Here is a 25,856-nt window from a genome sequence, read left to right as displayed (position 1 = left end):
TTGCCGCACGGCGCGCGCATCGCTGCCGATCAGTCCGGCCACGAGGTCCAGCAAGTAGTCCGGCTGCTCGCGCCAGCGCGGGTGGCGGAAGTAGCTTTCTTCAATGGCGCGATGGCCGTAGCGCTCCAGAAACGCACTGAAATGCTGGCGGAACGGGCTGTGCGGCGGCAGCTGCTGCGCCCATTGCGCGCCGATACGCTTCTCGGCGCGAAGCCAGGGGAGCGCTTCGATGTCGGCGGCGGCCGTTTGTGCCAGCGCCATCAGGTCGTAGCTCTGCTGCGCGGTGACGCTGGGTTCTGCACCGGCCATGAGCGCGGCGGCCAGCGCGTGGCCCTCGCCGGGGCACTGTTTTTCGATCACGTCAACCAGCCCCGAAACGGCGCCGCCCGCCGAGCCCTGCAGGAAGAACAGGCTGTCTGCGCGGCGGGTAATGTTGAAGCGCTCGCGCAGGCAGGTGGCCAGCTCGGCGGTTGTTTCGGGCCATGCGTCTTCGCGCCATTGCGCGGCTTGCTTGCGGGCCCGGTTCAGATCGCTCTGCGCATGGCGGCGTGCCGCGCCTGCTTTCAGTAGATATCGCACGAGCCGCGCGCCGCGCGCCAGCCGCTGCGGCCATGTGGTGCGGGGCAGCGCAATCTCGGGCTGCGTGCCGCCCAGCATGCGGTTGATGGCATCGGGCGCAATGCCGAACGCGTCAAACGCCTCCCACTGCATCAACGAAACATCGAGATACACGTGGCCGCCGAAGAGCCTGGCGCGCTCCAGGCCCGGCAGCAGCGCGTAGCCCGCCAGCGAGTACGCCAGCGTCAGCATCCGGTTGGCCGCATGGCCGTACAGCGACCAGTCGATGGCCGACAGCGGCGAGGGGAACACCTCGCGCGTGTTGCCGCGCGTCCAGAACGTCGGCTGGGTTTGCAGGGCGGGGTAGGTGCAGCGCGCGGCGTGGTGATCGGGCGCGCCTGCACGATCCAGAAGCGCTGCCCGTCCCACACCCATTCGATGTCATAGCGGGGCTGGGCAAAGTCGAGCGCGCGGGCTGTGTCGCGTGCAATCGTGGCCAAGGCGATGAGCTGCGCGGCGTCCAGCACGGCGCGGCGGGCGTCTTCTGTCGCGGTGTCGGCGAGTGCCGTGCCGCCTTCGGTCAGCGCGCGCGTCATGTGGCGCTTCGTGCCGACCTGGCGTTCAACCACGCGCAGCGTATCGTCCTGCGGCGCGACTTCGAGCCGGTCGACGTCGCCATCGGCCTGGCCGCCCACCAGCGCTTCGCCCAGGCCCCAGTGCGCGTTGATGACGATGTGGTCGTCGCGGCCTGTGAGCGGGTCGCCCGTGAACGCGATGCCTGCGGCCACCGCCGGCAGCATCGGCATGATGACTACGGCCATCGCCGGGTCGGTGGTGTCGATGCCGAAGCGCTCGCGGTATGCCAGCGCCTGCGGTGCCTGCGCGGAGTCCCACACGGCGCGCACCGCGTCCGCCAGCGCCTGCGCCCCGATGACGTTCAGGCGCGTCTCGTGAATGCCCGCGAACGAGCGTTGCGCTGAGTCCTCCTGCGGCGCGGACGAGCGTACAGCCAGCGGCGTGTCCTGCCAGCCGCGCGCGACCAGCGCTTGCGCGATGGCCGCGAGCACCGTGTCGGGCAGCGCATCTCCGCGACTACGCCCCCGGCTGGCATCTGCCGCCAGCACGAAACCATCGGGCACCGGCACGCCGAGCATCGCCATCCGGCCAAGCTGCCAGCCCTTGCCGCCTACCACTGCGGCGGTGGCCGCCGCAGCAGCGGGCCAATCGAGCACGAGCGAGTTCATCGCGCCTCCTTGCGGGCCATGCCGTGCAGGAACAGGTCGATGACGGCGGAGAAGCCCGCGTGCAGGTCGGTGTCTGGACGTGCAAGCCAGCGCATCAGCGCGCCGAGATACAAGTACTCGAAAAGCGCTGCGAGTTGCTCCGCATCGAGCCGCGTGTCGAGTTCGCCCGAGCGCTGTGCGGCGTCGATGAGTGCCATGAACACCGCTTCGAGCCCGCTGCGCTTCTCCGGGTCACGATTGCGGGCGGCCAGGTCGGCGCTGGCAAAGCGGTAGCGGAAATACGCGGCCAAATACGGCCGGCGCACGTTGCACCAATCGGCCGAGGCGGAGAGCAGCACCGCCAGGCGCGACGCGAAATCCGGCTGTGCGTCGATCTGCGCACGCAACTGCGCGCCGCCCGCCGCCAGTTCGGCGTGGAACTGGTGCGCCAGCAGGGCTTCCTTGACCGGAAAGTGGTTGTACAGCGTGCCCTTGGACACATCGGCCTGCGCGGCAATCTGCTCCATCGTCACGGCGTCGTAACCGTGCTGCTCGAATAGGGAAAACGCCGTGGCCGCTAGATGGTCCAGCGTCTGGGTGCGCTTGCGTTCGCGACGGCCGGCTTCGATGGGGGACGGACTGGACGACATGGTGGGTTCGCTATTATTAAACAACGTACAATTTTATACGTCGTTCAAAAATATGTGCAAGCGGAAACCCGTCTGTAGAATCAGCCCATTCTCCCGGCAACCTTTCGACAGGACCGACCATGTCTGCACTGCGCACGCTGTATCCCCCAATCGAACCATATGAAACCGGCATGCTGGACGTGGGCGATGGCCACACGATCTATTACGAGCGCGTCGGCACGCCCGGCGCCAAGCCCGCGGTGTTCCTGCACGGCGGGCCGGGCGGTGGTGTTTCGGCGGACCACCGCCGCGTGTTCGATCCGGCACGCTACGACGTGATGCTGTTCGACCAGCGCGGCTGCGGGCGGTCAACGCCGCACGCGGGCCTGGAGGCCAACACGACGTGGCACCTTGTGGCCGATATCGAACGCCTGCGCGCAATTGCCGGTGCGGAACGTTGGCTCGTCTTCGGCGGCTCGTGGGGATCGACGTTGGCGCTCGCTTACGCGCAGAAGTATCCGCAGCATGTGAGCGAACTGGTACTGCGTGGCATCTACACCGTCACGCAGGCCGAGCTGCGCTGGTATTACCAGTACGGCGTGTCGGAGATGTTTCCCGAGAAATGGGCACGCTTCCAGGCGCCCATTCCCGAGGCCGAGCGCGGCGACATGATTGCCGCCTACCGCAAGGTGCTGACCGGCAACGACACCGCCAGGCAGATCGAGGCCGCCCGCGCCTGGAGCGTGTGGGAAGGCGAGACCATCACGCTGCTGCCCGACCCGGCCAACAGCGCGAAGCACGCCGACGACCATTTTGCCCTGGCCTTCGCGCGGCTGGAGAACCACTACTTCACGCACCAATGCTGGCTGGAAGAGGGCCAGCTGCTGCGCGAGGCGCACCGGCTGGCGGGCATTCCTGGCGTGATCGTGCATGGCCGCTACGACATGCCGTGCCCCGCGCGCTATGCGTATGCGCTGCATCAGGCGTGGCCAGATTCGGACTTCCACCTGATCGAAGGTGCGGGCCATGCGTGGTCCGAACCGGGCATCCTCGATCAACTGCTGGCCGCAACGGACCGCTTTGCCGGCAAGTGACCCATGACGGATTCCGCCGACCTGCGTTTCCTGCTCGCCATCCAGGACAGCGGCAGCCTGGTGGCGACGGCGCGCGCGTTGGACCTGACGCCGTCGGCCGTGTCGCAGCGCTTGCAGCAGTTGGAGAAGAAGCTGGGCACACGGCTGGTTGATCGCACCGCGCGCAGCCTCCGCTTTACGCAAGAGGGCGCGCTGCTGTGCGAGCGTGGCGCGGAGCTGATCCGCCAGCTCGACGCCCTGTCCGAAGACTTGCACACACGCCGGGGCGGCTTGGTCGGTACGCTCAAGGTGAATGCCCCGCTGGGGTTTGGGCGGCGTTACGTGGCGCCCGTCATTGCGGATTTTCAGCAGCAGCATCCTGATGTCGACATCGAATTGGCGCTCTCCGATGCGCCTCTTGTCGAAGCGGCGGACCGCTTTGATGTGGTGGTGCATATCGGCGCGCTGCAGGTGTCGAACCTGGTCGGCCACGCGATTGCGCCGAATGCGCGCTTTGTCTGCGCGTCACCCGCGTTTGTGAAGCGCTTCGGCTTGCCGGAAACGCCCGATGACCTTACCGCGCTGCCTTGCATCGTGCTGCGCGAGAACAAGGAAGACGTGTCGCTCTGGCACTTCAGCAAAGGCCGCACGAGCCGCAGCGTGCGCGTGCCCAGGCAACTCATCTGCAACGACGGCGATGTCATTCGCCAGTGGGCGTGCGAAGGGCGCGGCGTGATCCTGCGCTCGGAGTGGGATGTCGCCGACGACCTGCGCGCAGGCCGCCTCGTGCGATTGCTGCCCGGCTGGAAGGCGCCCGACGCCAACGTGATCGCCCTCACGCACAACCGCGCGGGGTTGCCGCAACGTACGCGTCACTTCATGCAGGTGCTGCAAAGCCGTTTCAAGCCGCAGCCGCCCTGGCGCGCTTGATGTAGCAACACTGAATCTTTGATTCAAACTGGCTTCACCGAAAGCCGGCGTGCGGTGCCTACAATCGGTTGCATCGATGTCCACCGATTTGCAGGTCACCAGCGTGAACGCTTCCACCGCCTCTACCGTTTCTCCCGACTCCGGCTATCCAAAGGCCATCCTCTTCGATCTGCTGACCGCGCTGCTCGATTCGTGGTCGCTGTGGAACCGCGCCGCCGGTTCCGAGCAGGCGGGCCGCACATGGCGCGCCGAGTATCTCCGGCTCACGTACGGCTGCGGCGCGTACGTTCCTTATGAAGCGATGGTCCGGCAGGCCGCGCAGAACGTCGGCTTGCCGGCTTCCACGCCCGAAGCGCTGGAAGCCAATTGGCTGCAGCTCACACCGTGGAGCGGCGCTGCGCAAGCGCTGGCCCAACTCCAGCCGCACTGCAAGCTGGCCGTGGTCACCAACTGCTCGGAGCGGCTGGGCCGCCAGGCCGCGGCGCTGCTACCCGTCACCTGGGATGTCGTGATCACGGCCGAGCAGGCGGGCGTGTACAAGCCCGACCCGAAGCCGTATCGCATGGCGCTCGAACAGCTTGACGTGGAGGCAGCCGACGCGGCGTTTGTTGCTGGCTCCAGCTACGACATGTTCGGCACGGCGGTGGTCGGTCTGCGTACGTACTGGCACAACCGCATCGGGCTGACGCCGGTGGAGGGAGCACAACTGCCGGAAATCACCTCACCCACGCTCGACGACCTGCTGCCCTGGGCCCGCCGTTTTGCCGCATGAGGATGCAGCCATGACCGCTGATACGCACACACTGGAAACCATCGACACGCCCGCAGCGTTGATCGACCTGCCGCGCATGCAGCACAACATCGCCCGCATGCAGCACCGCATGAACGCGCTGGGCGTGAAATTCCGCCCGCATGTGAAGACCACCAAGTGCCTCGATGTGGTTCGCGCCCAGCTGGCGGCCGGCGCGCAGGGCATTACCGTCTCCACGCTGAAGGAGGCCGAGGCCTTCTTTGCCGCCGGCATCAAGGACATCCTCTACGCGGTGGGCATTGTGGCCACCAAGTTGCCGCGCGCGATGGCGCTGCGCAAGCGCGGCTGCGATCTCAAGCTTGTGGTCGACAACGCAGAGGCGGCCCACGCTGTGGTCGACTACGCCCGCACACACGGCGAGCGCTGCGAGGTGTGGATCGAAGTCGATACCGATGGGCACCGCTCCGGCATCACGCCCGAGCAGGACGCGCTGCTGGATGTCGGCCGCATCCTGAAGGACGGCGGCCTCGACGTGGGCGGCGTCATGACGCATGCCGGCTCCAGCTACGACTTGAACGACCGTGCCGCGCTGGCGGCCCTGGCCGAGCAGGAGCGTGCCGGTTGCGTGCGCGCGGCACAGCGCCTGCGCGAAGCCGGCGTGCCGTGTGCGGCGGTGAGTGTGGGCTCCACGCCCACGGCGTTGGCGACGGAACAACTGGACGGCGTGACGGAGGTGCGCGCCGGCGTCTATGTGTTCTTCGATCTGGTCATGCACAACGTGGGGGTGTGTGCGATGGACGAGATTGCGCTGAGCGTGCTGACCACCGTGATCGGCCATCAGCCCGACAAAGGCTGGGTGATTGTCGACGCCGGATGGATGGCGATGAGCCGTGACCGTGGCACCGCCAAGCAGTCGCGTGACTTTGGCTATGGGCAGCCGTGCGCGCTCGACGGCACGCCGCTCGACGGCCTTACGTTGATCGGCGCGAACCAGGAGCACGGCATTCTGGCGGCCAGCGATGGTTCGGTGCGTGACGACCTCGTGGCGCGTTTCCCGGTCGGCACGAAGCTGCGTGTGCTGCCGAACCATGCGTGCGCCACGGGAGCGCAGTTCCCGGAATACCAGGCGGTGTCGCCGCAGGGTGCGGTGCAGACGTGGGCGCGGTTCCACGGCTGGTGAGTCGTCCGCCCGGCATGTCAAAAAAGCAAAAGGCCCGCAGGAATACCGCGGGCCTTTTGTTGAATCCAATCTGCCGAATGTGCCTCGGTCGCGTCTGACGCGTCCGATAGGCCGGGGAGCGACTCGGAACCAGCGCCGTCAGCGGCAAGGTGTCGGAATTGTAAATGCACCGTCCGGCGGCGCGCTGTAGCACATTTGTTCTACAGAGCGGCGCCGTACAGCGTTCGTATACTGGGTTGCACCAAGCCAGTTGAACCCGCCGTGGCAGCGCGATGGCGCATCTGCGGCGGGCTACATGACATGCAACCCACACCTTCCACACTCTGGCTGACCGGGCTGAGCGCCGCCGGCAAAACCACCTTGGCGCTGGCCGTGGCCGAGACGCTGACGTCGCGGGGCCTGCCGTGTCGCGTACTCGATGGCGGTGCCTTGCGCCAGCAGCTCTGCGCGGACCTTGGTTTCTCGCGCGCGGATCGCAGCGAACACGCGCGCCGCGTGGCGCAGTGGTGCGCGCAGATGAACAACACCGGGACGTGGGCCATTGCTGCACTCATCTCGCCATACCGTGAAGACCGGGAGCGCGCGCGACAGATGGTGGGCGCGTCACGCTTCTTCGAGGTGCATGTCGCGACACCGCTGCCGGTGTGTGAAGCGCGCGACCCGAAGGGTTTGTACCGCATGGCCCGAGCCGGAACGATCGCCAATCTCGCGGGCGTTGGCGAGCCCTACGAGCCGCCGTTACATCCACAGTTGATGGTGGATACCGGCGTGCAATCCGTTGAAGAGTGTGTTGCACGGGCATTGGCCCTGCTTGGGATGCAGGAAGCCGTTACGGCTTGATGCGGGGCAATGCACTCCTGCACGATGCGCAGGATATGCAGCGCGCTGGACGGGTCCAGCCACGGCAGCGACGGCAGCTTCTGGACCTCGCAACCGGGTAGCTCAGTCCTAGCTGAGGGCGGCCGAGTGATGGTTGAATATTCCGTGCTTTGTCATGCCGGCATTACACCGGCGCGCTTGCAGAAATGGCTTCGAGCGGGCCCGGACGCCCCAGCAGATAGCCTTGGCCGTTACGGACGCCAAGGTCGGCCAGCATTGTTCTCTGAGGTTCTGTCTCGATACCTTCGGCGACGAGGTCGCACCGTATTTCATTGGCGAACGTCACCATGGCCTTCAGGAGCGCGCGCTTGATCGGGTCGTCTTCCAGGTTGGTCGTCAGATAGGCGTCGAGTTTGATGAGATCCGGTTTGAGCGCAATGATGTGGTTCATCGTCGAGTAACCCGACCCGGCGTCGTCAATGGCGATACGGATCAGGTGGCGACGCAGCGGCAGAAGCGCTTCGTGCAGGCTGGGGTAGTCGTCGACCAGGGCATGCTCGGTAATTTCCAGGACGAGGCGATGAGGTGGAACGTCATGTACCAACGCTTCCAGCTTGCCGCTGAGCACCGTGGCAGGAGAGACGTTCACTGCCAGATAGGCACCGCCAATCGCGTGCAATGCGTGCAGGCCTTTCTTGATGGCAAGCATTTCGAGTTCAACGCCAAGACCGACTTCCCAGGCATCCGCAAACCAGCGATACGGGGGCCGTTGCTGCCCGCCGGGAAACCGCGATAACGCTTCGAGTCCGACCAGGCGTCCGTCCACCAAAGACCGTATGGGCTGAAAGAAGATGGAGAGCTGGTCGTCTTCGATCGTCCGTTGTACGCGCGACAGCTTTTCGCTGATCTGCCGTGTCGCGGCCTTATGTCGTTCGATCTGGCGCGCGATCACGCCAGCGAACGCGGTCATGAGCTCCAGGGGGAGTTCAGTGAGTCATCCGGTTGGTCACTGAAACAGCAGAACGTGCCGAACACGGTGCCGTCGGCCAATTGAATCGGCACGCTGATATGAGCGCCGACGGGAAATGCGGCGGTGATGGGCAACGCGCGCGCGGCTGGCAGGTCGGCGGCGTCCTGTATCAGCGGCGGTAGGCGGCCGTCGATCACTCGGGCGCAATAGCTGTCGGCAAGGGGGCCGGAATCGCCCGCGCTGAAGGGAGGATGTTCGGCGCTGCTATCGACATACCGGAAAACCCGCTCCGTCCCGACAAACTCGGAGACGAACGCGAACGGCATTCCCAAATGACTTCGCACGGCACGCAGGATTTGCGCAATGTGGGCAGTCGCCTCAAGGTCGGCTTCGAGGAGGCTGCTGGTGAGAAGGTGCTCCAAATTCCTCTCTCCTTGGCTGGATCATTCTCCGGCAAGTGACGGTCTCCCTTCGCCGCATGAATGGGAGCGCCACGGGGCAGTATGTCCGGCAAACGCCCGTATTACGCACGAGGAGTGTGTCGGACTGAACTCTAGATTATTTTGCGACCGATGCAGTTAACGCCGATATTCCCGCCTTAATAGGGATTTATACGCATCTGCCTGGGCAAAAATCCTGTCGATAAATACACAAACGGCCCGGGAATCAGCAGGGGGTCGACAGCGAACACTCCCGTCTTGCAGGAAGCATGCCAAACATGCCGGACATTACCCAACCCCAGTTATCCGACGCCATTGCGCAATTGGTAAGTTGCGGCGTGTTTTCTGTGGATCGTCAAATGCACATTCTGTCGTGGAACCGCTTTATGCAATATCACAGCGGTTTCTCCGGCGACGATGTGATCGGTAAGGACATGTTTGCCCTGTTTCCGGAGTTACCCGAGAAATGGTTGCGCAAGAAAATCGAGAGCGTATTTGTTCTGGGTGTCTCTGCGTACACTTCCTGGGAGCACCGCCCGTATTTGTTCCGTTTTCGGCACACGCGGCCCATTACCGACACGATTGAATGGATGCAGCAGAACTGCAGCTTTATTCCGATCGAAGACGGAAATGGTGCGGTCATCGCGGTGGGCATTACCCTGCTCGATGCGACGGACGTGTGCCTGGCATATGGTGAACTGAAGAAGCGCGAAAAAACGGTCACCGATGCACTGCAGGAGCTGACCGTGCGCAACGCCCAGCTCTCGGCGCTGAATGAAGAACTCGCCCAGGCGCATCAGCAGTTGCTGCAGTCCGAAAAGCTCGCCGCGATTGGCCAGCTTGCCGCGGGCATTGCGCACGAGATCAATAACCCCGTGGGGTTCGTGCTCTCGAACCTGAACAGCTTGCAGCGCTACATGAGCACGCTGCTCGATTACGCACGTAGCCTGGATCAGCTGATCGGCCAACACGCGCCCGCACTGGATGCCCAGTTGCTGGCGCTTGCGCAGGCGGCCGACATCGAGTTCCTGGCCGAAGATGGTCCGGCGTTGGTTGCGGAATCGCAGGAAGGCCTGACCCGTGTGCGCGACATTGTGGTGGACCTGCGCGACTTCTCACGCGTGGACAGCGCTCACCAGTGGGATCAGGTGGACATTCACCGCTGCATCGAGTCGACGCTCAACATCGTTCACAACGAAATCAAGTACCAGGCCGACCTCGTGCGCGAGTACAGCGAGCTGCCGCCCGTGACCTGCATCCCGTCGCAGATCAACCAAGTGGTGCTGAACCTGGTGGTCAACGCGGCGCAGTCGTATGCAGGCAAAGGCACACAGGGCGGCGAGCGCGGCAGCATTACCGTCCGCACCGGCGTCGATGCAACCGACGACGCATCGATCTGGTTTGAGGTGGCCGACGCGGGCAGCGGCATCGCGCCCGAAAACCTGAAGCGCATCTTCGATCCGTTCTTCACCACCAAGCCGGTCGGCAAGGGCACCGGCCTGGGGCTGTCGCTCACCTACGGCATTGTCACGGCGCATGGCGGACGCATCGACGTGTCGAGCACGGTGGGTGTGGGCACAACCTTCCGTGTGACCTTGCCCCGACGCGGGCCGGATGCCCCGCCTCTCGAACAACAACCGCCGGCCGCGACTGCGCTGGCCATAACGTAAGCCTCGCGCTTCACGCCTGAAGGGGGACACACCATGGCGCTACCTGTGCTGGTTGCCGACGATTCATCGTTGGCGCGCAAGCTTCTGATCAACGCCTTGCCGGACGACTGGGATGTCGAGGTCACGCAGGCCTCCAACGGTGCGCAAGCCCTGGAGCTGTTTCGCGCCGGCAAGGGCACGGTCGTTTTTCTCGATCTGACCATGCCCGACATGGACGGCTTCCAGGTGCTCGAACATATCCGCAAGGCCGGCGAAGACGCCTTCGTCATCGTGGTGTCCGCCGACATCCAGTCCGGCGCCGTCGAGCGCGTCAAGGACCTCGGCGCCATCGGCTTCATTCCAAAGCCGGTCTCTGCCGAGCGCATTGTTCCGATCCTGCGGGGGTACGGGCTCTATGAATGACCTGACACTGAATGAAGACCAGCGCGACGCTCTGCAGGAAATCGCCAACATCGGGATGGGCAAGGCGGGCGCGGCGCTGGCGGAACTGCTGGGCGCGTTTGTGACGCTCTCGGTCCCGGGCATCAAGCTCGTCAACGCTGCCCAGCTCAAGGCTGAGCTTCTGGGCCGCGACATGGCAGGCGACGCGCCGTCACCGGTGCGGCAGGCGTTTCAGTCCGACATTTCGGGCGAGGCGATCGTGCTGTTCGGCAAGGACGGCCGCGAAGAACTCGAAGAACTGATGGGCTACGACGATGCCGACGTGAACAGCGAAAGCGAAGCCCTGTCCGACATCGCCAACTTGCTTGTCGGTGCCTGCGTACGAAGCGTTTTCGAGCAACTCGGACGCAATCTGTCCTTCTCGCGGCCAAGCTTCGTTCCGGCTGCGGTGCTCCAGCAAGCACTGTCCGGCGAGCAGTTCGATCGTTGGGATGTGGCGCTGTTGCTGGAAGTGCGATTCACGCTTGAGCGCGGCGGCTTTGTGGCCCAGTTGGTGATGTTGTTGCCCGAAACCGCCATCCGAAAAATGAAGCACGCGCTGGAGCAATTCCTGCAGGCGCTCTGAACGCGCCCCGCCAGCCATCGAACCGAGAGACGCCAGCCATGCTTGTTTACGACGAAGCCACTGCGCAAGCGAGCGCACCCGACGCCCAGGCCGCTGCGCAGCCTGACACTGCGCCCGCTTCTGCAACGCCTACGGATGCCACGCCGTTGATCCTGCTGGTGGACGATGAGCCAGGCGTGCTCTCGTCGCTGCGCAGGCTGCTGCGGCCCACGGGCTACCGCGTGATCACCGCCGAGGGCGGTGCGGCCGCACTGGACATGCTATCGGTGTATCCGGTAGACCTGATTATTTCCGACATGCGGATGCCCGGCATGAACGGCGCCGAGTTCCTGGCACGTGCTCGCGAACGCTATCCGGACATCATGCGGATCCTGCTGACGGGCTACTCCGAAGTCGATTCGGCCGTGCGGGCCATCAACGAAGGCGGCGTCTATCGCTACCTCAACAAGCCGTGGGACGACCAGGATCTGCTGCTGACCGTCAGGCATGCGATCGAGCAGCGCATGCTCGCATGCGAGGCCCGGCGCCTGAGTGAGTTGACGCAGCGGCAGAACGAGACGCTGCAGCAATTGAATGCCGGGCTTGAAACCCAGGTGCTGGCCCGCACCGAAGAAATTCGCCAGACCGTGATGTTCCTGGAAGGTGCCCAGCGCGACCAGAAAGCGAACTTCACGAATATGGTCAAGGTATGCGCCAGCATGATCGAGATGCGCTGCGGTGCCATGGCGCGCCAGTCCTTGCGGGTGGCCGATCTGGCGCGCCGCATTGCCATTGAATGCGGCTTGACGGGGCTGCAGGTGCAGGACATTTTCCACGCTGGCCTGCTGCACGGCATTGGCAAGTTGTCGCTGCCCGATGCGCTGCTGCATACGTCGCTCGACAGGCTCACGGCTGAACAGGCGCAGCAGTTCTATCAGCATCCGCTGCGTGCCCAGATGGTGCTCACCCCCGTGCCGCAGCTCGAGCACGTGGCGCAAATCATCCGGCACCAGTACGAACGCTTCAATGGACGGGGGACACCCGACCGACTGGCCGGAGCGGCCATCCCGATCGGTGCACGCATCCTGGCGGTCGCTCGCGATTTCGAAGGGCTTCTGGCAGGCGAGATCATCAAAGACCACGTATCGGGCGATCAAGCGCTGGAGATGGTCAAGGCGCAATCGGGCCTGCGCTATGACCCCGACGTGGTCGTGCGCTTCGTCGCCGTGCTCAGACAGCAGGGCGAGGTGATGCCTGTGCGGCAGATCTCTGCAGCCGAACTGCGGGAAGGCATGCGGTTGGCCGACGATCTCCTCACGCGGCGCGGTGTGCTGCTCATTACACGGGACAGCACCGTCAGTGCGCACCAGGTCTTGCAGATCAGGCGCTTCGAAACCCACGAGGATGTGCCGTTCGCGATTCTTGTCTATGCGCCCGTGCCCAATGCGACGGATGCGGCAGACACGCCGCCAGCAGCATGAAGCATGACCCTCGGGAGGCAGCGATGGTCGCAGGCACCGGCAAGCGAATGTTGGCGTACCTGCTGTGCGCATTCGGGTGGGGAGCGATGGCAGGCCACGCGATGGCCTCCGGGGGCTCCGCCGACGACGCGCGCATGCAGCAGATCGTCGCGCGCGCCAGCGAACACGGGGCGGCGTGGGATGGTCCCCAGACAGGTCCTCGCGCGCAGGCCGGCATGACGCTCGCCGTCGTGAGTGAAGACCTGCGCAACGGCGGCATCCTCGGTGTTGCGAAAGGCATCAAGGAGGCCGCTGGCGCCATCGGCTGGAAAATCCGCGTTTATGACGCCGGCGGGACGCCGGAGGGCCGCAAGCGTGCGATGGCATCGGCCCGGGCGCTGCAACCGGACGGCGTCGTGCTCGTTGGGGGCGACGCGCGTGCGATGCAGGCAGAGCTGTCGCCCTTCGTGCAGCAGGGCAGGCCCGTGGTTGGCTGGCACGTTGCCGCAACGGCCGGCACCATCGCGGACAGCCCGATCGCCATCAATGTCTCCACCGACCCGATGGCCGTCGCCCGCCTCACGGCCATGGCGGCTGTCGTGGAATCTGCCGGCCACGCCAACGTGGTCATCTTTACCGATTCCAACTTCCAGATCGCCAGCGCGAAGGCTGCGGCCATGGCAGAGGTGATCCGCGCATGCACGGGCTGCCGCTTGCTGGCCGTCGAGGACGTACCGATCTCGGGCAGTGCGCAGGCCATGCCCGCCGTCATGCGCGGTCTGCTGGAGCGGTATAGCCGTGTGTGGACGCATGCGCTGGCCATCAACGACATCTACTTCGACTACGCGGCCGCCGAGCTGACCCGCGCCGGCAAGCCCGACGGCATCCACATGCTGTCTGCCGGCGACGGCAGCGCCGCGGCGTTCCTGCGCATCCAGGCGGGGGCGTTTCAGACCAGCACGGTGGCCGAGCCGTTGAACCTGCAAGGCTGGCAACTGGTGGACGAAGTGAACCGGCTGCTGGCCCATCAGGCAGTCACCGGCTATGTGGCCCCCGTGCACCTGGTGACGGCCAAGAACGTCGCCTTCGATGGCGGACCGCTCGGGCAATATGACCCGGACAACGGCTACCGGTCCGTGTATCGCCGGATATGGGGCCGTTGAATGTTCAGCGCAGCGGCTGCCATCCGATGGGCGCGCACGCCGCGGTATGGTCTGTGGCCCAGATCGCTCGGGCGTCAATTCACGCTGGTCGTGGCCATGCTGGCGCTGCTGATCGCAGCAGGCGGCATCACGGCGGTCTATGCCCTGCGCACGTCGGCGGAAGCGACCCGCGCGCTCGCCAGCGAGCAGCTCATGCAATTGCGCGAGGCGCAGGAACTCGTTCAGCGCACGTTGTTGATCGAGCGCGAATCGGCGCAGCTGGAAAAAACCTCATCGGTGGAAGCGCTGCGACGGCACTATGCCGAGATCCTGCGCAACCTTGAGGCGTTCGAGCAGTTGTCCGAACGGCTTGCCGCAACCGACGACGACATTGAAGTGCTCGATCTGCATCAGTCGACCCAGCTGTTTCGCAACGTCGTCAACATCGTCGCGCAGTGGTGGGAAAGCGAGCTGCAGCATGCCGGAACTGCCGCAGCCGCGCAGGCGCCGGCATCCGAGCGCAGTCTTGCCGGGCGCCGGTCCTTGGATGCGCTCTACATGCAGGCCGGGGCCATGGTGGTCTCGGCACAGCAGGTGTCGGAGCAGCACACGCGGGCGTTTCAGCAGGCGATGCAGGCGTTGGCGGTGGTCTCCGAGCGCAATCAGCGCTGGGTGACCGCGCTGCTCGCCACCAGCGTCGTATTTGCCTGCCTGGCGGCTTACGGGCTGCTCGGGCGCCATGTGCTTCAGCGCCTGCTGCAGGTCAGCCGCAGCTTGCGCGAAGGGCATTCGGAGGGGGCGCCCAGTGCGGTACCCGTCGATGGCGACGATGAGATCGGCCAGATGGCGCGCGCGGTCGAACAATTCCAGCGTGACCGGTGGCAGCTTGCCTTGGCCCACGAGGCACTGCAGGCCGAGCGTGCGCGCCAGGAGCAACTGCTGCACGAACTGGCCCAGACGCAAGGGCAACTGCTGCAGTCGGAAAAGATGGCGTCAATCGGCCAGCTCGCTGCCGGCGTGGCCCATGAGATCAACAACCCCGTCTCGTTTGTCAAAGCCAATCTGGGCAGCTTGCAGCGCTACGTTGCAGGGTTGCTCGACGCGCTGTCAGCCTACGAATCCCACGAGGCAGAGTTGGCGCCCGCCACCCGGGCTGCACTAGCGCAGGTCAAGCAGGCGGCCGATCTTGAATACGTGCGTGAAGATGTGCCGGCGCTGTTGATGGAGTCCCAGGAGGGGCTGCAGCGGGTCAAGACGATCGTGCAGGGCCTCAAGGATTTCTCCCATGTGGAAGAAGCGCAGCCGCAGCCTGCCAATCTCGAAACGTGTCTGGAAACGACGATCAAGATCGTCTGGAATGAGCTCAAGTACAAGGTTGAGCTGGTGCGCGAATATGGCGGAATCCCCGACATCGAGTGCAGGCCCGCACAACTGAGCCAGGTGTTCATGAACCTGCTGGTCAATGCCGGCCAGGCCATTCAGGACCACGGGCGCATCACATTGCGAACGGGCCACGACGCAGGCAACGTCTGGGTGGAGGTGGAAGACACCGGTGGCGGTATCCGGCCCGAGCATCTCAGCCGCATCTTCGACCCGTTCTTCACCACCAAGCCCGTTGGCCTGGGGACGGGGCTCGGCCTGTCCGTCTCTTACGGCATCGTGCGGAAGCATGGTGGGCAGATCGACGTGCGTAGCGAAGTTGGCCGTGGCACGTGTTTTCGGCTCGTCTTGCCGCTGCACGGACGCTGACGCAGGGGGCGCACCGGGCGCATGCGTCCGCCGGATTTCGATACGGCATGTTTGTATCCCACTGCGCGACGCCATCGGCGCAATGTGAGGCGATGCACGGACAACAAAAAACCCGCGAGGCTCATCGCCACGCGGGTTTTCTGGTCGCCCCTGAACTGCTCGGGACTGTGTCTTGGTGCCCAGGAGAGGACTCGAACCTCCACGGAGTTACCCGCTAGTACCTGAAACTAGTGCGTCTACCAATTCCGCCACCTGGGCTAGGTGAGCGGCGCATTCTACCGGCCCCGGAAAAATTTGCAAGCCCTTCTTTTCTGCTCGGCTATTCCACCGGCGCGCTGGGTTACAGCCGTTACGCGTGTGGCGGTCAGCAGCGCGGGGACCTCGCTGCTACGCTGCCGCGCAGTTGTCCGCATTCCCCCCCACATGAGGTTGATCGATGATGAAACTCCGCCACGCCGCCACCGGTGCCTTGCTGGCCGCGCTTGCCACGTTTGCCCACGCCGAGCACCCGATCTGCACGATCGTGGCCGATGCCGCCACGGGCAAGGCCGTCTTGCACGAAGGCAAGTGCGACGAGCGCGTGACCCCCGCTTCCACCTTCAAGCTCGCGCTGGCCGTCATGGGCTTCGACCACGGCTTCCTGAAAGACGAGCACACCCCGGTCGAGCACTTCAGGCGCGGCGACCCCGACTGGGGCGGCGAAGCCTGGCGCCAGCCCGTCGACCCGGCGCTGTGGCTCAAGTATTCGGTGGTCTGGTATTCGCAGCGCATTACGCATGCGATGGGCGCGCAAGCATTCCAGGCCTACGTGCGCAAGCTCGGCTACGGCAACATGGACGTGAGGGGCGACCCTGGCAAGAACAACGGCATGGACCGCTCGTGGATCACCTCGTCGCTGAAGATATCCCCGGAGGAGCAAGTCAGCTTCATGCGCCGGATCGTCAATCGACAGTTGCCGGTGTCGACGCGCACCTACGAGATGGTCGACCGTACCGTGCAGACTTGGCAGGTGCCGGGTGGCTGGTCAGTGCAGGGCAAGACGGGCACCGCCGGCCCGGCGCCGGGCAATACGTCGCCCGACGGCACGTGGGACCAGGCGCACGCTTACGGCTGGTTTGTCGGCTGGGCCAGGAAGGGTGACAAGACCTACGTGTTTGCCAACCTCATCCAGGACGACAAGGTTGAGCCGACGTCAGGCGGCATCCGCTCGCGCGACGCGCTGCTTGCGCGCCTGCCGGAAGTGCTGGCCTTTGCCGGGCACTGACCAACGACGTCACTCATGCATGACGGTGCTCGGCCTGGCTGCGCACCGTTGCCTCATCCACGCCCAGGCGCTGATGCAGCTCTTGCCAGCCCTTGGGCGTGACCAGCACCGCGCGTGAATCGCGTGCGCGCAGCATCCAGCCGACATCGCACAGGCGACGCAGGAACTGCACGCCCAGCGGACCGGCCAGGTGATGCGTGCGCTCCGTCCAGTCCAGGCATTGCCGCGCCAGCCCGCGCCGCGTGGGGCGAATGGTGCGCACGTCGAGCCCAACATCGCCAAACCAGCTGATGCCGGCTGGCGTGATCTCGTACTGCTTGTCGGGCATCGGAAGCAGGTAACCGCGTGATTGCAGCGCCTGCGTGACGGCCACGCCCACCTGCCCCGCAAGGTGGTCATAGCAGCAGCGGCAGAAACCAAGTTCACGCGCCTTTGGGCTGGGCGTGGCGCGCCGCACGGCCGCTGCGGGCGTGATGGCCGCCAGGTGTTCCAGCGCTTGCGCCACATGGGCGCCGGCCAGCCGGAAGTACTTGTGTCGCCCCTCGGTCTCCACCACCAGCAAGCCACCGTCGAGCAGCTTGGCCAAGTGCGTGCTGGCCGTCTGCGCGGTGACGCCCGCTGCATGCGCCAGCTCGCCCGCAGGCAGCGCGCGCCCATCCAGCAACGCCGTCAGCATGGCGGCCCGCGCCGGGTCGGCAATCAGGAAGGCCGTGCCGGAAAAGCTGTTCGGATGCGACATGTCGGGCTCCTCGTCATGAGGCCATTCTAGGGAGCCGCGCGCCGCGATGTTTCGACACGCATCGAAGCGTTGCCCGGGGTGCCGGCACTACGCTGGGGCCATCGCTTGCTAAAGCCAGAAACCAAAGGCCCCGAGATGGATGGAATCACGATGCAACCAACGCATGCCAACACCGCGACACATCAGCGCCTGGTGCTGTGCGTGCTGTCGATGGCCGTGCTGATCGCGCAGATCGACACCGCCGTCGTCAACCTGGCCGTGCGCCCGATTGGCCAGTTCTTCCATGCCCAGGTCGGCCCGCTGCAGTGGGTGATCGATGCCTACAACCTCGCCTATGCCGCACTGCTGCTCAGCGGCGGCCTGCTGGCCGACCTGTACGGCCGGCGGCGCGCGTTTGTGTCGGGTGCGGCGGTGTTCTCGGTGGCATCGGTGCTGTGCGCGCTGGCGCCGTCGATCGGCTGGCTGACCGGCGCGCGGGCGATGGCGGGCGTGGGCGCTTCGCTGCTGCTGCCGGCATCGCTGGCGATCTTGCGGGTGGTGTGGCGCGACGCGCGCGAACGTGCGCATGCGCTGGGTGTCTGGGCGGCGTGCAACGGCCTGGCCATGGCGATCGGGCCGACGGCCGGCGGCGTGCTGGTCACGCACTTCGGCTGGCGCGCGGTGTTCTGGGTGGTGGTGCCGGTAAGTGTGGCCATCATGGCGCTGGCTGTGCGCGTGGTGCCGGAATCGTCCGACGCCGCGCATCGCCGTTTCGACGCGCTGGCGCAGGTGCTGGGCGCGATCGCGCTGGGCGGATCGGCCTTCGCCGCCATCGAAGCGCATCATGCCCCCGTTGTGGCGGCGACTGTGCTGGCCGTGGCGCTCATCGCGCTGGCGTGGTTCATCCGCGTAGAGGCGCGCCACGGCAGCGAGGCGCTGGTGCCGCTGGAACTCTTTCGCGTGCGCGCGTTTCGCGGCGCCATCGTCGCCACGGCCGGCATGACGTTCGGCATGTACGGCGCGCTGTTCCTGCTGCCGCTCATGTGGCAGAGCACTGGGCGCTTCAACGTCATTGGTGCGGGCATTGCGCTGATGCCGATGGCGCTGGTCTTCATGGCGGTATCGCCCTTGTCGGGCACGGTGGCGCGCCGCCTTGGCGCTCGGCTGGCCACGGCCGGCGGGGTGGGCATCATCGCGCTGGGGCTGCTCACGTTGGGGGCGTCTGCGGGCGCCGCATCGGTGGTACCGGCTTCCATCGGGCTGGCCCTCACGGGGCTCGGCATGGGCTTTGCCACTGGGCCGCTGATGGGTGCGGCAGTGGGTGCCGTGGAGCCGGAGCGTTCGGGCACGGCGTCGGCGCTGGTGAACGTGGCCCGCATGAGCGGGGCGACGCTGGGCGTGGCGATCCTGGGGGCGGTGTATGCCGTGTGCGGCAGCGGCGCATCGGGTTTGCGGGTGGCCATGCTGTGCGGCGGCGCGGTGCAGTTCGCCTGCGCGGCCGTGGCGTGGCGGCATGGTGCCGAGCGCCACTGAACGCTTTGCAATGCCCCGCGTTCTTGCGGTGGATCTTCGCGCCCGCAGCCATTTGATGCACCGCCCAAAAAAAGACCCGGCGAGGGGATTGCCGGGCTAAGTGGGATGTGAATCTGTACGATGGAACCACCTTACAAGTATTTCTTCATTCAGATTGAAAACAAATTCAAAACCCCACACGTTTTTGAGTGTTCGCTCTAAAGAAACAAGCGCTTGAAAGTCTATTCGTGTACGGGTTTTTCCTGATGGCTGCGCCATTTGCGGGTAGCGGGCAAACGATTTCCTTTGGTGGGTATCAATGTAAAGATCACGGCCTCCAAGGCAAAGAATGCCGGCAAAAATGGGAATAAAAGATCGTTGATGGATTTAATTCGATTTGAATAAACCGATTCATTCAATTCCGTCTTTCATGATTGACTCATCCGGATCGATTGTTGCGGGGGCGCCCTCTGCACGCACACCTCTGCACAAGCAGCCATTTGCATTCGCTGCATGTCGGCCCACATCTGGCCGAGAAGAATTGGCAACGCTGCAGCGCTGCACCGTGCAGAAACCCTGAGCACGCCAGGGCCTATGCTGCGCCACAACAATCAACGGGGAGCCACTGCGGCTCCCCGTTGTGCTTGATGCCATGCGGCACCGTGGCCACTCGCGAGTTTGGCTCACGCGTTCTGCAGTTGTCTGTCATGACAGGAATTCGTGAAAACCCTAGGAAACCCGCGCCCACCTTAGCGATTGGTTATTTCACGCGAAAAGCCTACGCTTGCTACGTAGTACTACGTGTGGCTGCTGCGTACAGGTGCGGATGGTTTTCCAGAAGGTGCGCGATCACAGTGCGCCGGATAACAACAAAGGCGGAAAGCAATCCGTCAGACATCCGTCTGGTCACGCATCGGGCGTGGCACCTCACCTGTTCAAAACAACATCCGAAGTCCCCGAACCAGGAGACAACCCATGAAGTTCTTGCTCGCACTGCCTTTCATCGGCCTGCTGTGGGTGCCGTTCTACAACCAGGAAACGCCCGCCCTCTTTGGCTTTCCGTTCTTCTACTGGTACCAGTTCCTGTGGGTGCCGCTCACCTCGCTGCTGATCTGGATCGTCTTCAAGAACGGTCAGGGCAAAGGAGAAGAATGATGGACGGACAAATCAACTGGACGGCGCTCAGCGTCTTCATCTTCTTCTTCGCGCTGGTCACGGTGCTGGGCTTCATCGCCTCGCGCTGGCAGCGCGGCAACTCCGACAAGGGCGCCCACATTGAAGAGTGGGGCCTGGGCGGCCGCAACTTCGGCACCTGGATCACGTGGTTCCTGGTGGGCGGCGATTTCTATACCGCCTACACCGTCATCGCCGTGCCGGCACTCGTGTATGCGGTGGGTGCGTATGGCTTCTTCGCGCTGCCGTACACGATCCTGGTGTACCCGATCGTCTTCCTGATCATGCCCAAGCTGTGGAAGGTGGCGCATGCCAACGGCCACGTCACGGCGGCCGATGCGGTGTACGGCCGCTACGGCTCGCGCGCGCTGGAGTTTGCGGTGGCGCTGACGGGCGTGGTGGCGACGATGCCCTACATCGCCCTGCAGCTCATCGGCATGGAAGTCGTGATCAAGGCGCTGGGCTTGACGGGCGAGCTGCCGCTGGCGGCCGCCTTCATCATCCTGGCGCTGTACACGTATTCCGCTGGCCTGCGGGCGCCTGCGCTCATCGCCTTCGTCAAAGACATCATGATCTACATCGTGGTGCTGGTGGCGGTGGTGCTGGTGCCGGCCAAGCTGGGCGGTTACGGTGCGGTGTTCGCCAATGCGCATGATGCGTTTGCGGTGAAGGGCGGCGCCACGGGCCTCACGCTCAAGCCCGCGCAGTTCCTGCCGTTCGCCACGCTGGCGATTGGCTCGGCGCTGGCGGCGTTCATGTATCCGCATACGCTCACGGGCATCTTTGCCGCGCGCAGTGCAGACACCATCCGCAAGAACGCCGTCTTCCTGCCGGCCTACACCGTGCTGCTGGGCCTGATTGCGCTGCTGGGCTTCATGGCCTATGCGGCAGGCATCAAGGTCACCAACAACAACGACGTCGTGCCCGCGCTGTTCAACGCGCTGTTCCCGAGCTGGTTCACGGGCTTTGCGTTCTCGGCCATCGCGATTGGTGCGCTGGTGCCGGCGGCGGTCATGTCGATTGGCGCGGCCAACCTGTTCACGCGCAACTTCTGGAAGCCCTATGTGGCCCCGGACCTCACGCACGCCGGCGAGGAAAAGGTGGCCAAGGTGATCTCGCTGATCGTCAAGGCAGGCGCGCTGGTGTTCATCCTGTTCCTGCCGACCAAGTTTGCGCTGGACCTGCAGCTGCTGGGCGGTGTGTGGATCGTGCAGACCTTCCCGTCGGTGGTGTTCGGGCTGTTCAACATCTCGAACCGCTTCCGTGCACCGGCGCTGCTGGCGGGGTGGGCGGCGGGCATGATCGCCGGCAGTTGGCTGGCCTTCTCCGACGGCATCAAGCCTGTGCACACCTTCGTGATTGGCGGCGACAAGTACACCGTTTACACGGGCCTGGCCGCACTGGCCTTCAACATCATCGTTGCGGTGGTGGTGCAGTTGCTGATGGGCAAGCGCGGGCAGGAAGCTGCTGCGTTGCGTCAGGCAAGCTGATCGACACTGCCGATTTGCAAGCAGCAAGAAGCAAGCAGGAAGAGAAAAGGGCCGGTACCTCAGGGTGCCGGCCTTTTTTTTTCATGCTGGGCGACCGGCAAGGGTCAAGCCGTCACAGAAAGAGGAATCCGCACGGTGAACGTCGTGCCGTGTTCCGATGACTGCACATCGATTGTCCCGCGATGCGCCTGCACGATGCAGCGGCAGATATACAGGCCAAGCCCGATGCCCGCGGCGCTCCCGCTGTGGTCGGGACGCTGCGCGCGGGTGAGCGGGTCGAACAGCGTCGGAAAAGCAGAAGGCGGGATGGGGTTGCCCTCGTTTGAAACGGCAATCGTCATCTGCCCGTCGCGCCCGGCCGCCTCGATGGCGACCCCACCGACCCCATAGCGCACCGCGTTGGTCAACAGATTGACCAGCAACTGGCCGATCCGGCTGCCGTCCCAGGTGCCACGCAGTTCGCCTGCCAGGCGCAGATCGATCTTCGCGTCGGGGTACGACGCACACACCTCGTCGATGGCATCGCTGCACAGTCGCCCCATATCCTGGCTACTGAAACGCGTAGAAAGAAAATCCCCCAGCCGCGTGCGTGTAAAGATGAGCAGGTCGTCGATCATCTTTTGCACGCGCATCGCACCGCGCTGGATGAAGGCGACCGCCCGAACGCTGCGCGAAGACAGGCCATCATCGTGCAGCAGCGTTTCTACAGACGCGAGGATCGCGCCGAGCGGCGAGCGCATGTCATGGGCCAGCACGCCGGCAAACAGGTCGCGCATGCGCTCGGTCTGCTGGGCATGCTGGCGCACCGATTCTGCAAGCATCTGGTCGATGGCCTCGTTGAACCGGATCATCTCTTGCAGCGCCAGGGCGTGCGCCTGCGGATCCTGCTGCCACCGGCGCAGCACGCTGGCGCGCAATGCGCGGTATTCCGCCACCAGATCGTTGATGTCAAAACCGTGCGAGAGGCGGTCGTCGGCATGCTCGTGGGCGGCTTCATTGAAGCCCGATTCCGATGGCGCCCGGTCGCCCTCCGATTTGGCGCGCTGTTGTGCGGGCGTCTGCCCCTCGCGCATATCGGCAGCAATCCGCCGGAGAAGGTCACGCGCCGAATTGCGCAGTTGCGGATCGGAGAGCCGGGCGCGGCCGGCATTGAGCTTGCGCGCATAGTCCGTCCAGTCGTCGATCAGGCCGGGGAGGTTTGCCTCGATGAAGTCGGAGAGGTTCATGGGTTTCCCTGATGGTTGCGAAAGCCATGGTCGAGGAGCCGCCTCGTGCGCCGCGCCGCTGTCGTACCGATCTCCATGTTCTCGGGAACGGCCGATGCTGAGTTTTCCGCTCCAAGGTATGCAAACCGCGCTCGATTTTCCAGCCTGACGGTGCGATGGGGTGGCGTTTCAGTCGCGCATCGTGCCGGTTTCGGTAAAGATGTCGGGCGCGGTCCACTCGTCGCTCTGCGCTGCCGCACGCGTGCGGCGGCACACGCTGATCTGCCAATCCAATGAATCACGATCCCTTGTCTGCTGAATCCGGTTTTGCGTGGCTGCGGTTGTGGGCCGAATCCACCTCGGATTTCTCCGTCTTTGCCCTGTCGCGCACCGGCGTTGTCGCTACGTGGAACCCCGGCGGAGAACGCATGCAGGGCTATCGGGCCGACGAGATCATTGGGCAGCCGCTGGCACTGTTGTATCCGCCGGAGGACCGCGCGTCGGGTGCGCCCGACGCCGCGCTGCAGGCGGCCGCTGAAACGCGGCGGCACGTCGATGAGGGATGGCGCATCCGCAAGGACGGCACGCCCTTCTGGGCCAACGTCGCCATCACGGCACTGCGTGACAGCACCAGCGCCCTGATCGGGTTCGGCGCCGTGATCAGCGACATGAGTGAGAAGAAGGCCGCCCACGACGCCGTGCTCAAGAGCGAGCGGAATTTCCGGCTGCTGGTTCAGGGCGTGACGGACTACGCCATCTTCATGCTGTCGCCCGATGGGCACATTACGAGCTGGAATGCGGGCGCCCGACGCATCAAGGGCTATACCGAAGACGAGATCATCGGTTCGCATTTTTCGCGGTTCTATACCCCCGAGGACGTTGCGGCCGGCGTGCCGTTCCGTGGCCTCGAGACCGCGCGGCGCGACGGTCGATTTGAGGCCGAAGGCTGGCGGGTGCGGCGCGACGGCAGCCGCTTCTTCGCGCACGTCATCATCGATGCCATCTACGAAGATGGCGAACTGGTCGGCTTCGCAAAGGTCACGCGCGACATCACGGAACGACGGCGCGCCAGCGAGCAACTGGAGCAAACGCAAAGAGCGCTGTTCCAGGCCCAGAAGATGGAGGCCCTGGGCAAGCTCACGGGCGGCGTTGCGCACGATTTCAACAACGTGCTGCAGGTGCTGCGCGGCAACCTCGAACTGCTCGAAAGCCGGCATGGCCGCGATGCCTGGAGCGCCGAGCGGCTGGGAAACGCCATCGATGCCGTCGACCGGGGGGCCAAGCTCGCGGCCCAGTTGCTGGCCTTCGGACGTCAGCAACCGCTTGCACCCGTCGTGATCAACCCCGCGCGGCAACTGCGCGCCATGGACGATCTGCTGCGGCGCGCGTTGGGCGAGGCGATCGAGATCGAATCGGTGGTGGCGGGCGGACTGTGGAATACCGCGGTCGATCCGCATCAACTGGAAAACGTCATCCTGAACCTGGCCATCAACGCGCGGGATGCGATGCCGGACGGCGGCAAGCTCACGCTGGAACTCTCCAACGCCACACTCGACGACGACTATGTCGTCGCGCTACCCGACGTGCCGGCGGGGCAGTACGTCATGCTGGCCGTGACGGATACCGGCACCGGCATGGCCCCCGAAGTCATGGAGCAGGCTTTCGACCCGTTCTTCAGTACCAAGCGCGAAGGCGAGGGCACTGGGCTAGGGCTGAGCATGGCGTACGGCTTCGTCAAACAGAGCGGTGGCCATATCCGGCTCTACAGCGAGGTCGGTGAGGGCACGACGGTGCGCATCTATCTGCCCCGTTCCACCGATATGGCGGTTGAGCCCGCACGCGTCAAAGCCGGAGCGCTCAAGCATGGCAACGAGACGATCCTCGTCGTGGAAGACGACGCAAAGGTTCGCGAGACCGTGGTCGATCTGCTGAGCGGCCTCGGCTATGCCGTGCTCAAGGCCAACAATGCCGAGCAAGCGCTGGCCGTGATCGAGAGCGGCGTGCATATCGACCTGCTCTTCACCGATGTGGTCATGCCCGGCGCCCTGCGCAGTACGGAGATGGTGCGGAGAGCCGTGCAGGCACTGCCCGCGCTGAAGGTGCTCTATACCTCCGGCTACACGCAGAACGCCATCGTGCATGGCGGGCGGCTCGACCCTGGCGTCGAGCTGCTGAGCAAGCCGTACAGCCGCCAGCAGCTCGCCTTCAAGATCCGCCAGGTGCTCGGAAGCGATGCCGTACAAGCGGCCGAAACGGAAGAAGGCGACACACCGCCCGATCTCGACACGGGCGCAGTGTGGGAGCCGGCGCGCCTGCGCATCCTCGTGGTGGAGGACGACGCTTCCTTGCGTGGCGCGGTGTGCGAGCTGTTGATGCTGATCGGGATCACGCCCCAGCAGGCGGCCAGCGGCGCGCAGGCGCTCGAAGCCCTGCGGGCGAAGGCGTTCGACGTTCTCTTTACCGACGTGATCATGCCCGACATGTCCGGCATTGAACTCGCGCAGCGTGCGTCCGCACTGCATCCGGAACTGCGCGTGGTCTTCGCTTCCGGCAACCCGATCCCCGACCATGACCGCTTTGCGTTCAGGTGGACGGCGCTACGCAAGCCTTACACGCTCGATCAGCTGCAGCACGCACTGCAATCCATGATGGCGCGAGAGCGGGTGGCCACCGACACATAGCCGAGCGCGGGGGGTTGAGGGCGGCATTCGGTCCTCTGAGATCCGTCTTCCACAGTCGGAGGCTCACGCACGGCACTCAGACCGTGGAACGCCGCTGTTTTGGCTCGAAATTTTCGACCTCCGAGAGCGGTGCGTCACGGTCAAACGGTCGACCGTGACCCTCCAACCGTGGCGGTCGACTGTCCGAGGCTGGAACGCGGCTCTCCGAGGTCGAAAATTTGAAGCTCGGAGAGC

Annotated in this window: 22 protein-coding genes and 1 tRNA gene; 16 read left to right on the top strand and 7 right to left on the bottom strand. The window is 64.8% G+C overall.

Annotation, left to right across the window (positions count from 1 at the left end; genetic code table 11):
- Window positions 1-803: 803 nt before the first annotated feature.
- Together FUT88_RS26645 and FUT88_RS10250 are read right to left on the bottom strand one after the other, a co-directional pair.
- Window positions 804-1,802: a PEP/pyruvate-binding domain-containing protein gene (locus FUT88_RS26645; protein WP_261797104.1), complete on the bottom strand. Its 999-nt coding sequence runs from the start codon at window positions 1,800-1,802 to the stop codon at window positions 804-806.
- Entirely contained in the window at window positions 1,799-2,431 is a 633-nt protein-coding gene (locus FUT88_RS10250) for a TetR/AcrR family transcriptional regulator (protein WP_147214893.1), read from the bottom strand. The genes FUT88_RS26645 and FUT88_RS10250 overlap by 4 nt, the downstream gene beginning before the upstream one ends.
- Window positions 2,432-2,550: 119 nt before the next feature.
- Here FUT88_RS10250 and pip point away from each other — a divergent pair, with 119 nt between their 5' ends.
- From pip to cysC, 5 genes are all read left to right on the top strand, one after another.
- Window positions 2,551-3,504 carry a prolyl aminopeptidase gene (pip, locus tag FUT88_RS10245; protein ID WP_147214892.1) on the top strand — a complete coding sequence of 318 codons (954 nt, stop codon included), beginning with the start codon at window positions 2,551-2,553 and terminating at the stop codon, window positions 3,502-3,504.
- A gap of 3 nt (window positions 3,505-3,507) precedes the next feature.
- Entirely contained in the window at window positions 3,508-4,413 is a 906-nt protein-coding gene (locus FUT88_RS10240) for a LysR family transcriptional regulator (RefSeq protein WP_147214890.1), read from the top strand.
- A gap of 76 nt (window positions 4,414-4,489) precedes the next feature.
- Window positions 4,490-5,185 (top strand): HAD-IA family hydrolase, encoded by a 696-nt coding sequence (locus FUT88_RS10235; RefSeq protein ID WP_410003876.1) that lies wholly within the window; start codon window positions 4,490-4,492, stop codon window positions 5,183-5,185.
- A gap of 10 nt (window positions 5,186-5,195) precedes the next feature.
- A complete protein-coding gene (locus FUT88_RS10230) occupies window positions 5,196-6,344 on the top strand; it encodes a DSD1 family PLP-dependent enzyme (RefSeq protein ID WP_147214888.1) in 1,149 nt (382 codons plus the stop codon).
- A gap of 300 nt (window positions 6,345-6,644) precedes the next feature.
- Entirely contained in the window at window positions 6,645-7,184 is a 540-nt protein-coding gene (gene cysC, locus FUT88_RS10225; RefSeq protein WP_147214886.1) for an adenylyl-sulfate kinase, read from the top strand.
- A gap of 163 nt (window positions 7,185-7,347) precedes the next feature.
- Here the strand turns inward: cysC and FUT88_RS10220 are convergent, their stop codons facing one another.
- Window positions 7,348-8,133, bottom strand: coding sequence for an EAL domain-containing protein (locus tag FUT88_RS10220; protein ID WP_147214885.1), 786 nt, complete (start codon window positions 8,131-8,133; stop codon window positions 7,348-7,350).
- A complete protein-coding gene (locus FUT88_RS10215) occupies window positions 8,130-8,555 on the bottom strand; it encodes a GAF domain-containing protein (RefSeq protein ID WP_147214883.1) in 426 nt (141 codons plus the stop codon). The genes FUT88_RS10220 and FUT88_RS10215 overlap by 4 nt, the downstream gene beginning before the upstream one ends.
- Window positions 8,556-8,851: 296 nt before the next feature.
- Between FUT88_RS10215 and FUT88_RS10210 the strand changes: the two genes are divergently transcribed.
- The 6 genes from FUT88_RS10210 to FUT88_RS10185 all read left to right on the top strand — a co-directional run bounded on the left by FUT88_RS10210 (window position 8,852) and on the right by FUT88_RS10185 (window position 15,579).
- Complete coding sequence (locus FUT88_RS10210; RefSeq protein WP_147214881.1) at window positions 8,852-10,243, top strand: ATP-binding protein; 1,392 nt, start codon at window positions 8,852-8,854, stop codon at window positions 10,241-10,243.
- 33 nt (window positions 10,244-10,276) lie between these two features.
- Window positions 10,277-10,645 carry a response regulator gene (locus FUT88_RS10205; RefSeq protein WP_147214880.1) on the top strand — a complete coding sequence of 123 codons (369 nt, stop codon included), beginning with the start codon at window positions 10,277-10,279 and terminating at the stop codon, window positions 10,643-10,645.
- Window positions 10,638-11,249 carry a chemotaxis protein CheC gene (locus tag FUT88_RS10200; RefSeq protein WP_147214878.1) on the top strand — a complete coding sequence of 204 codons (612 nt, stop codon included), beginning with the start codon at window positions 10,638-10,640 and terminating at the stop codon, window positions 11,247-11,249. The genes FUT88_RS10205 and FUT88_RS10200 overlap by 8 nt, the downstream gene beginning before the upstream one ends.
- 38 nt (window positions 11,250-11,287) lie before the next feature.
- On the top strand, window positions 11,288-12,709 hold the full coding sequence (locus tag FUT88_RS10195) for an HD domain-containing phosphohydrolase (protein ID WP_147214877.1): 1,422 nt from the start codon (window positions 11,288-11,290) through the stop codon (window positions 12,707-12,709).
- Window positions 12,710-12,795: 86 nt separating this feature from the next.
- Entirely contained in the window at window positions 12,796-13,851 is a 1,056-nt protein-coding gene (locus FUT88_RS10190) for a substrate-binding domain-containing protein (RefSeq protein ID WP_147214963.1), read from the top strand.
- Window positions 13,852-13,947: 96 nt separating this feature from the next.
- Window positions 13,948-15,579, top strand: a complete 1,632-nt coding sequence (locus FUT88_RS10185) for an ATP-binding protein (protein ID WP_186829281.1) — start codon at window positions 13,948-13,950, stop codon at window positions 15,577-15,579.
- A gap of 173 nt (window positions 15,580-15,752) precedes the next feature.
- Here the strand turns inward: FUT88_RS10185 and FUT88_RS10180 are convergent.
- A tRNA-Leu gene (locus FUT88_RS10180) sits at window positions 15,753-15,837 on the bottom strand.
- A 178-nt stretch (window positions 15,838-16,015) separates the two neighbouring features.
- On the opposite strand from FUT88_RS10180, the gene blaOXA reads away from it, so the two are divergent.
- The gene (gene blaOXA, locus FUT88_RS10175) at window positions 16,016-16,843 is read left to right on the top strand and encodes an OXA-22 family class D beta-lactamase (RefSeq protein WP_147214875.1); all 828 of its coding nucleotides are present in this window, start codon (window positions 16,016-16,018) and stop codon (window positions 16,841-16,843) included.
- Between the two features lie 13 nt (window positions 16,844-16,856).
- On the opposite strand, the gene FUT88_RS10170 is transcribed toward blaOXA, so the two are convergent.
- A complete protein-coding gene (locus tag FUT88_RS10170) occupies window positions 16,857-17,582 on the bottom strand; it encodes an ArsR/SmtB family transcription factor (protein ID WP_147214873.1) in 726 nt (241 codons plus the stop codon).
- A gap of 150 nt (window positions 17,583-17,732) precedes the next feature.
- Here FUT88_RS10170 and FUT88_RS10165 point away from each other — a divergent pair, with 150 nt between their 5' ends.
- From FUT88_RS10165 to mctP, 3 genes are all read left to right on the top strand, one after another.
- The gene (locus tag FUT88_RS10165) at window positions 17,733-19,094 is read left to right on the top strand and encodes an MFS transporter (RefSeq protein WP_261797103.1); all 1,362 of its coding nucleotides are present in this window, start codon (window positions 17,733-17,735) and stop codon (window positions 19,092-19,094) included.
- Between the two features lie 954 nt (window positions 19,095-20,048).
- Entirely contained in the window at window positions 20,049-20,228 is a 180-nt protein-coding gene (locus FUT88_RS10160; RefSeq protein ID WP_102065686.1) for a DUF3311 domain-containing protein, read from the top strand.
- A complete protein-coding gene (gene mctP, locus FUT88_RS10155) occupies window positions 20,228-21,736 on the top strand; it encodes a monocarboxylate uptake permease MctP (RefSeq protein WP_147214870.1) in 1,509 nt (502 codons plus the stop codon). The genes FUT88_RS10160 and mctP overlap by 1 nt, the downstream gene beginning before the upstream one ends.
- A 104-nt stretch (window positions 21,737-21,840) precedes the next feature.
- On the opposite strand, the gene FUT88_RS10150 is transcribed toward mctP, so the two are convergent.
- Window positions 21,841-22,962: a sensor histidine kinase gene (locus tag FUT88_RS10150; RefSeq protein ID WP_147214868.1), complete on the bottom strand. Its 1,122-nt coding sequence runs from the start codon at window positions 22,960-22,962 to the stop codon at window positions 21,841-21,843.
- 272 nt (window positions 22,963-23,234) lie between these two features.
- Between FUT88_RS10150 and FUT88_RS10145 the strand changes: the two genes are divergently transcribed.
- Complete coding sequence (locus tag FUT88_RS10145; RefSeq protein WP_147214867.1) at window positions 23,235-25,622, top strand: PAS domain S-box protein; 2,388 nt, start codon at window positions 23,235-23,237, stop codon at window positions 25,620-25,622.
- The last annotated feature ends 234 nt before the right edge of the window (window positions 25,623-25,856 follow it).

It is taken from the genome of Ralstonia sp. TCR112 (genome assembly GCF_007997035.1).
Taxonomy (GTDB): Bacteria; Pseudomonadota; Gammaproteobacteria; order Burkholderiales; family Burkholderiaceae; genus Ralstonia; species Ralstonia edaphi.
The sequence above is the reverse complement of the archived record's forward strand: the minus strand, read 5'-3'. Positions and strand labels throughout refer to the sequence as shown.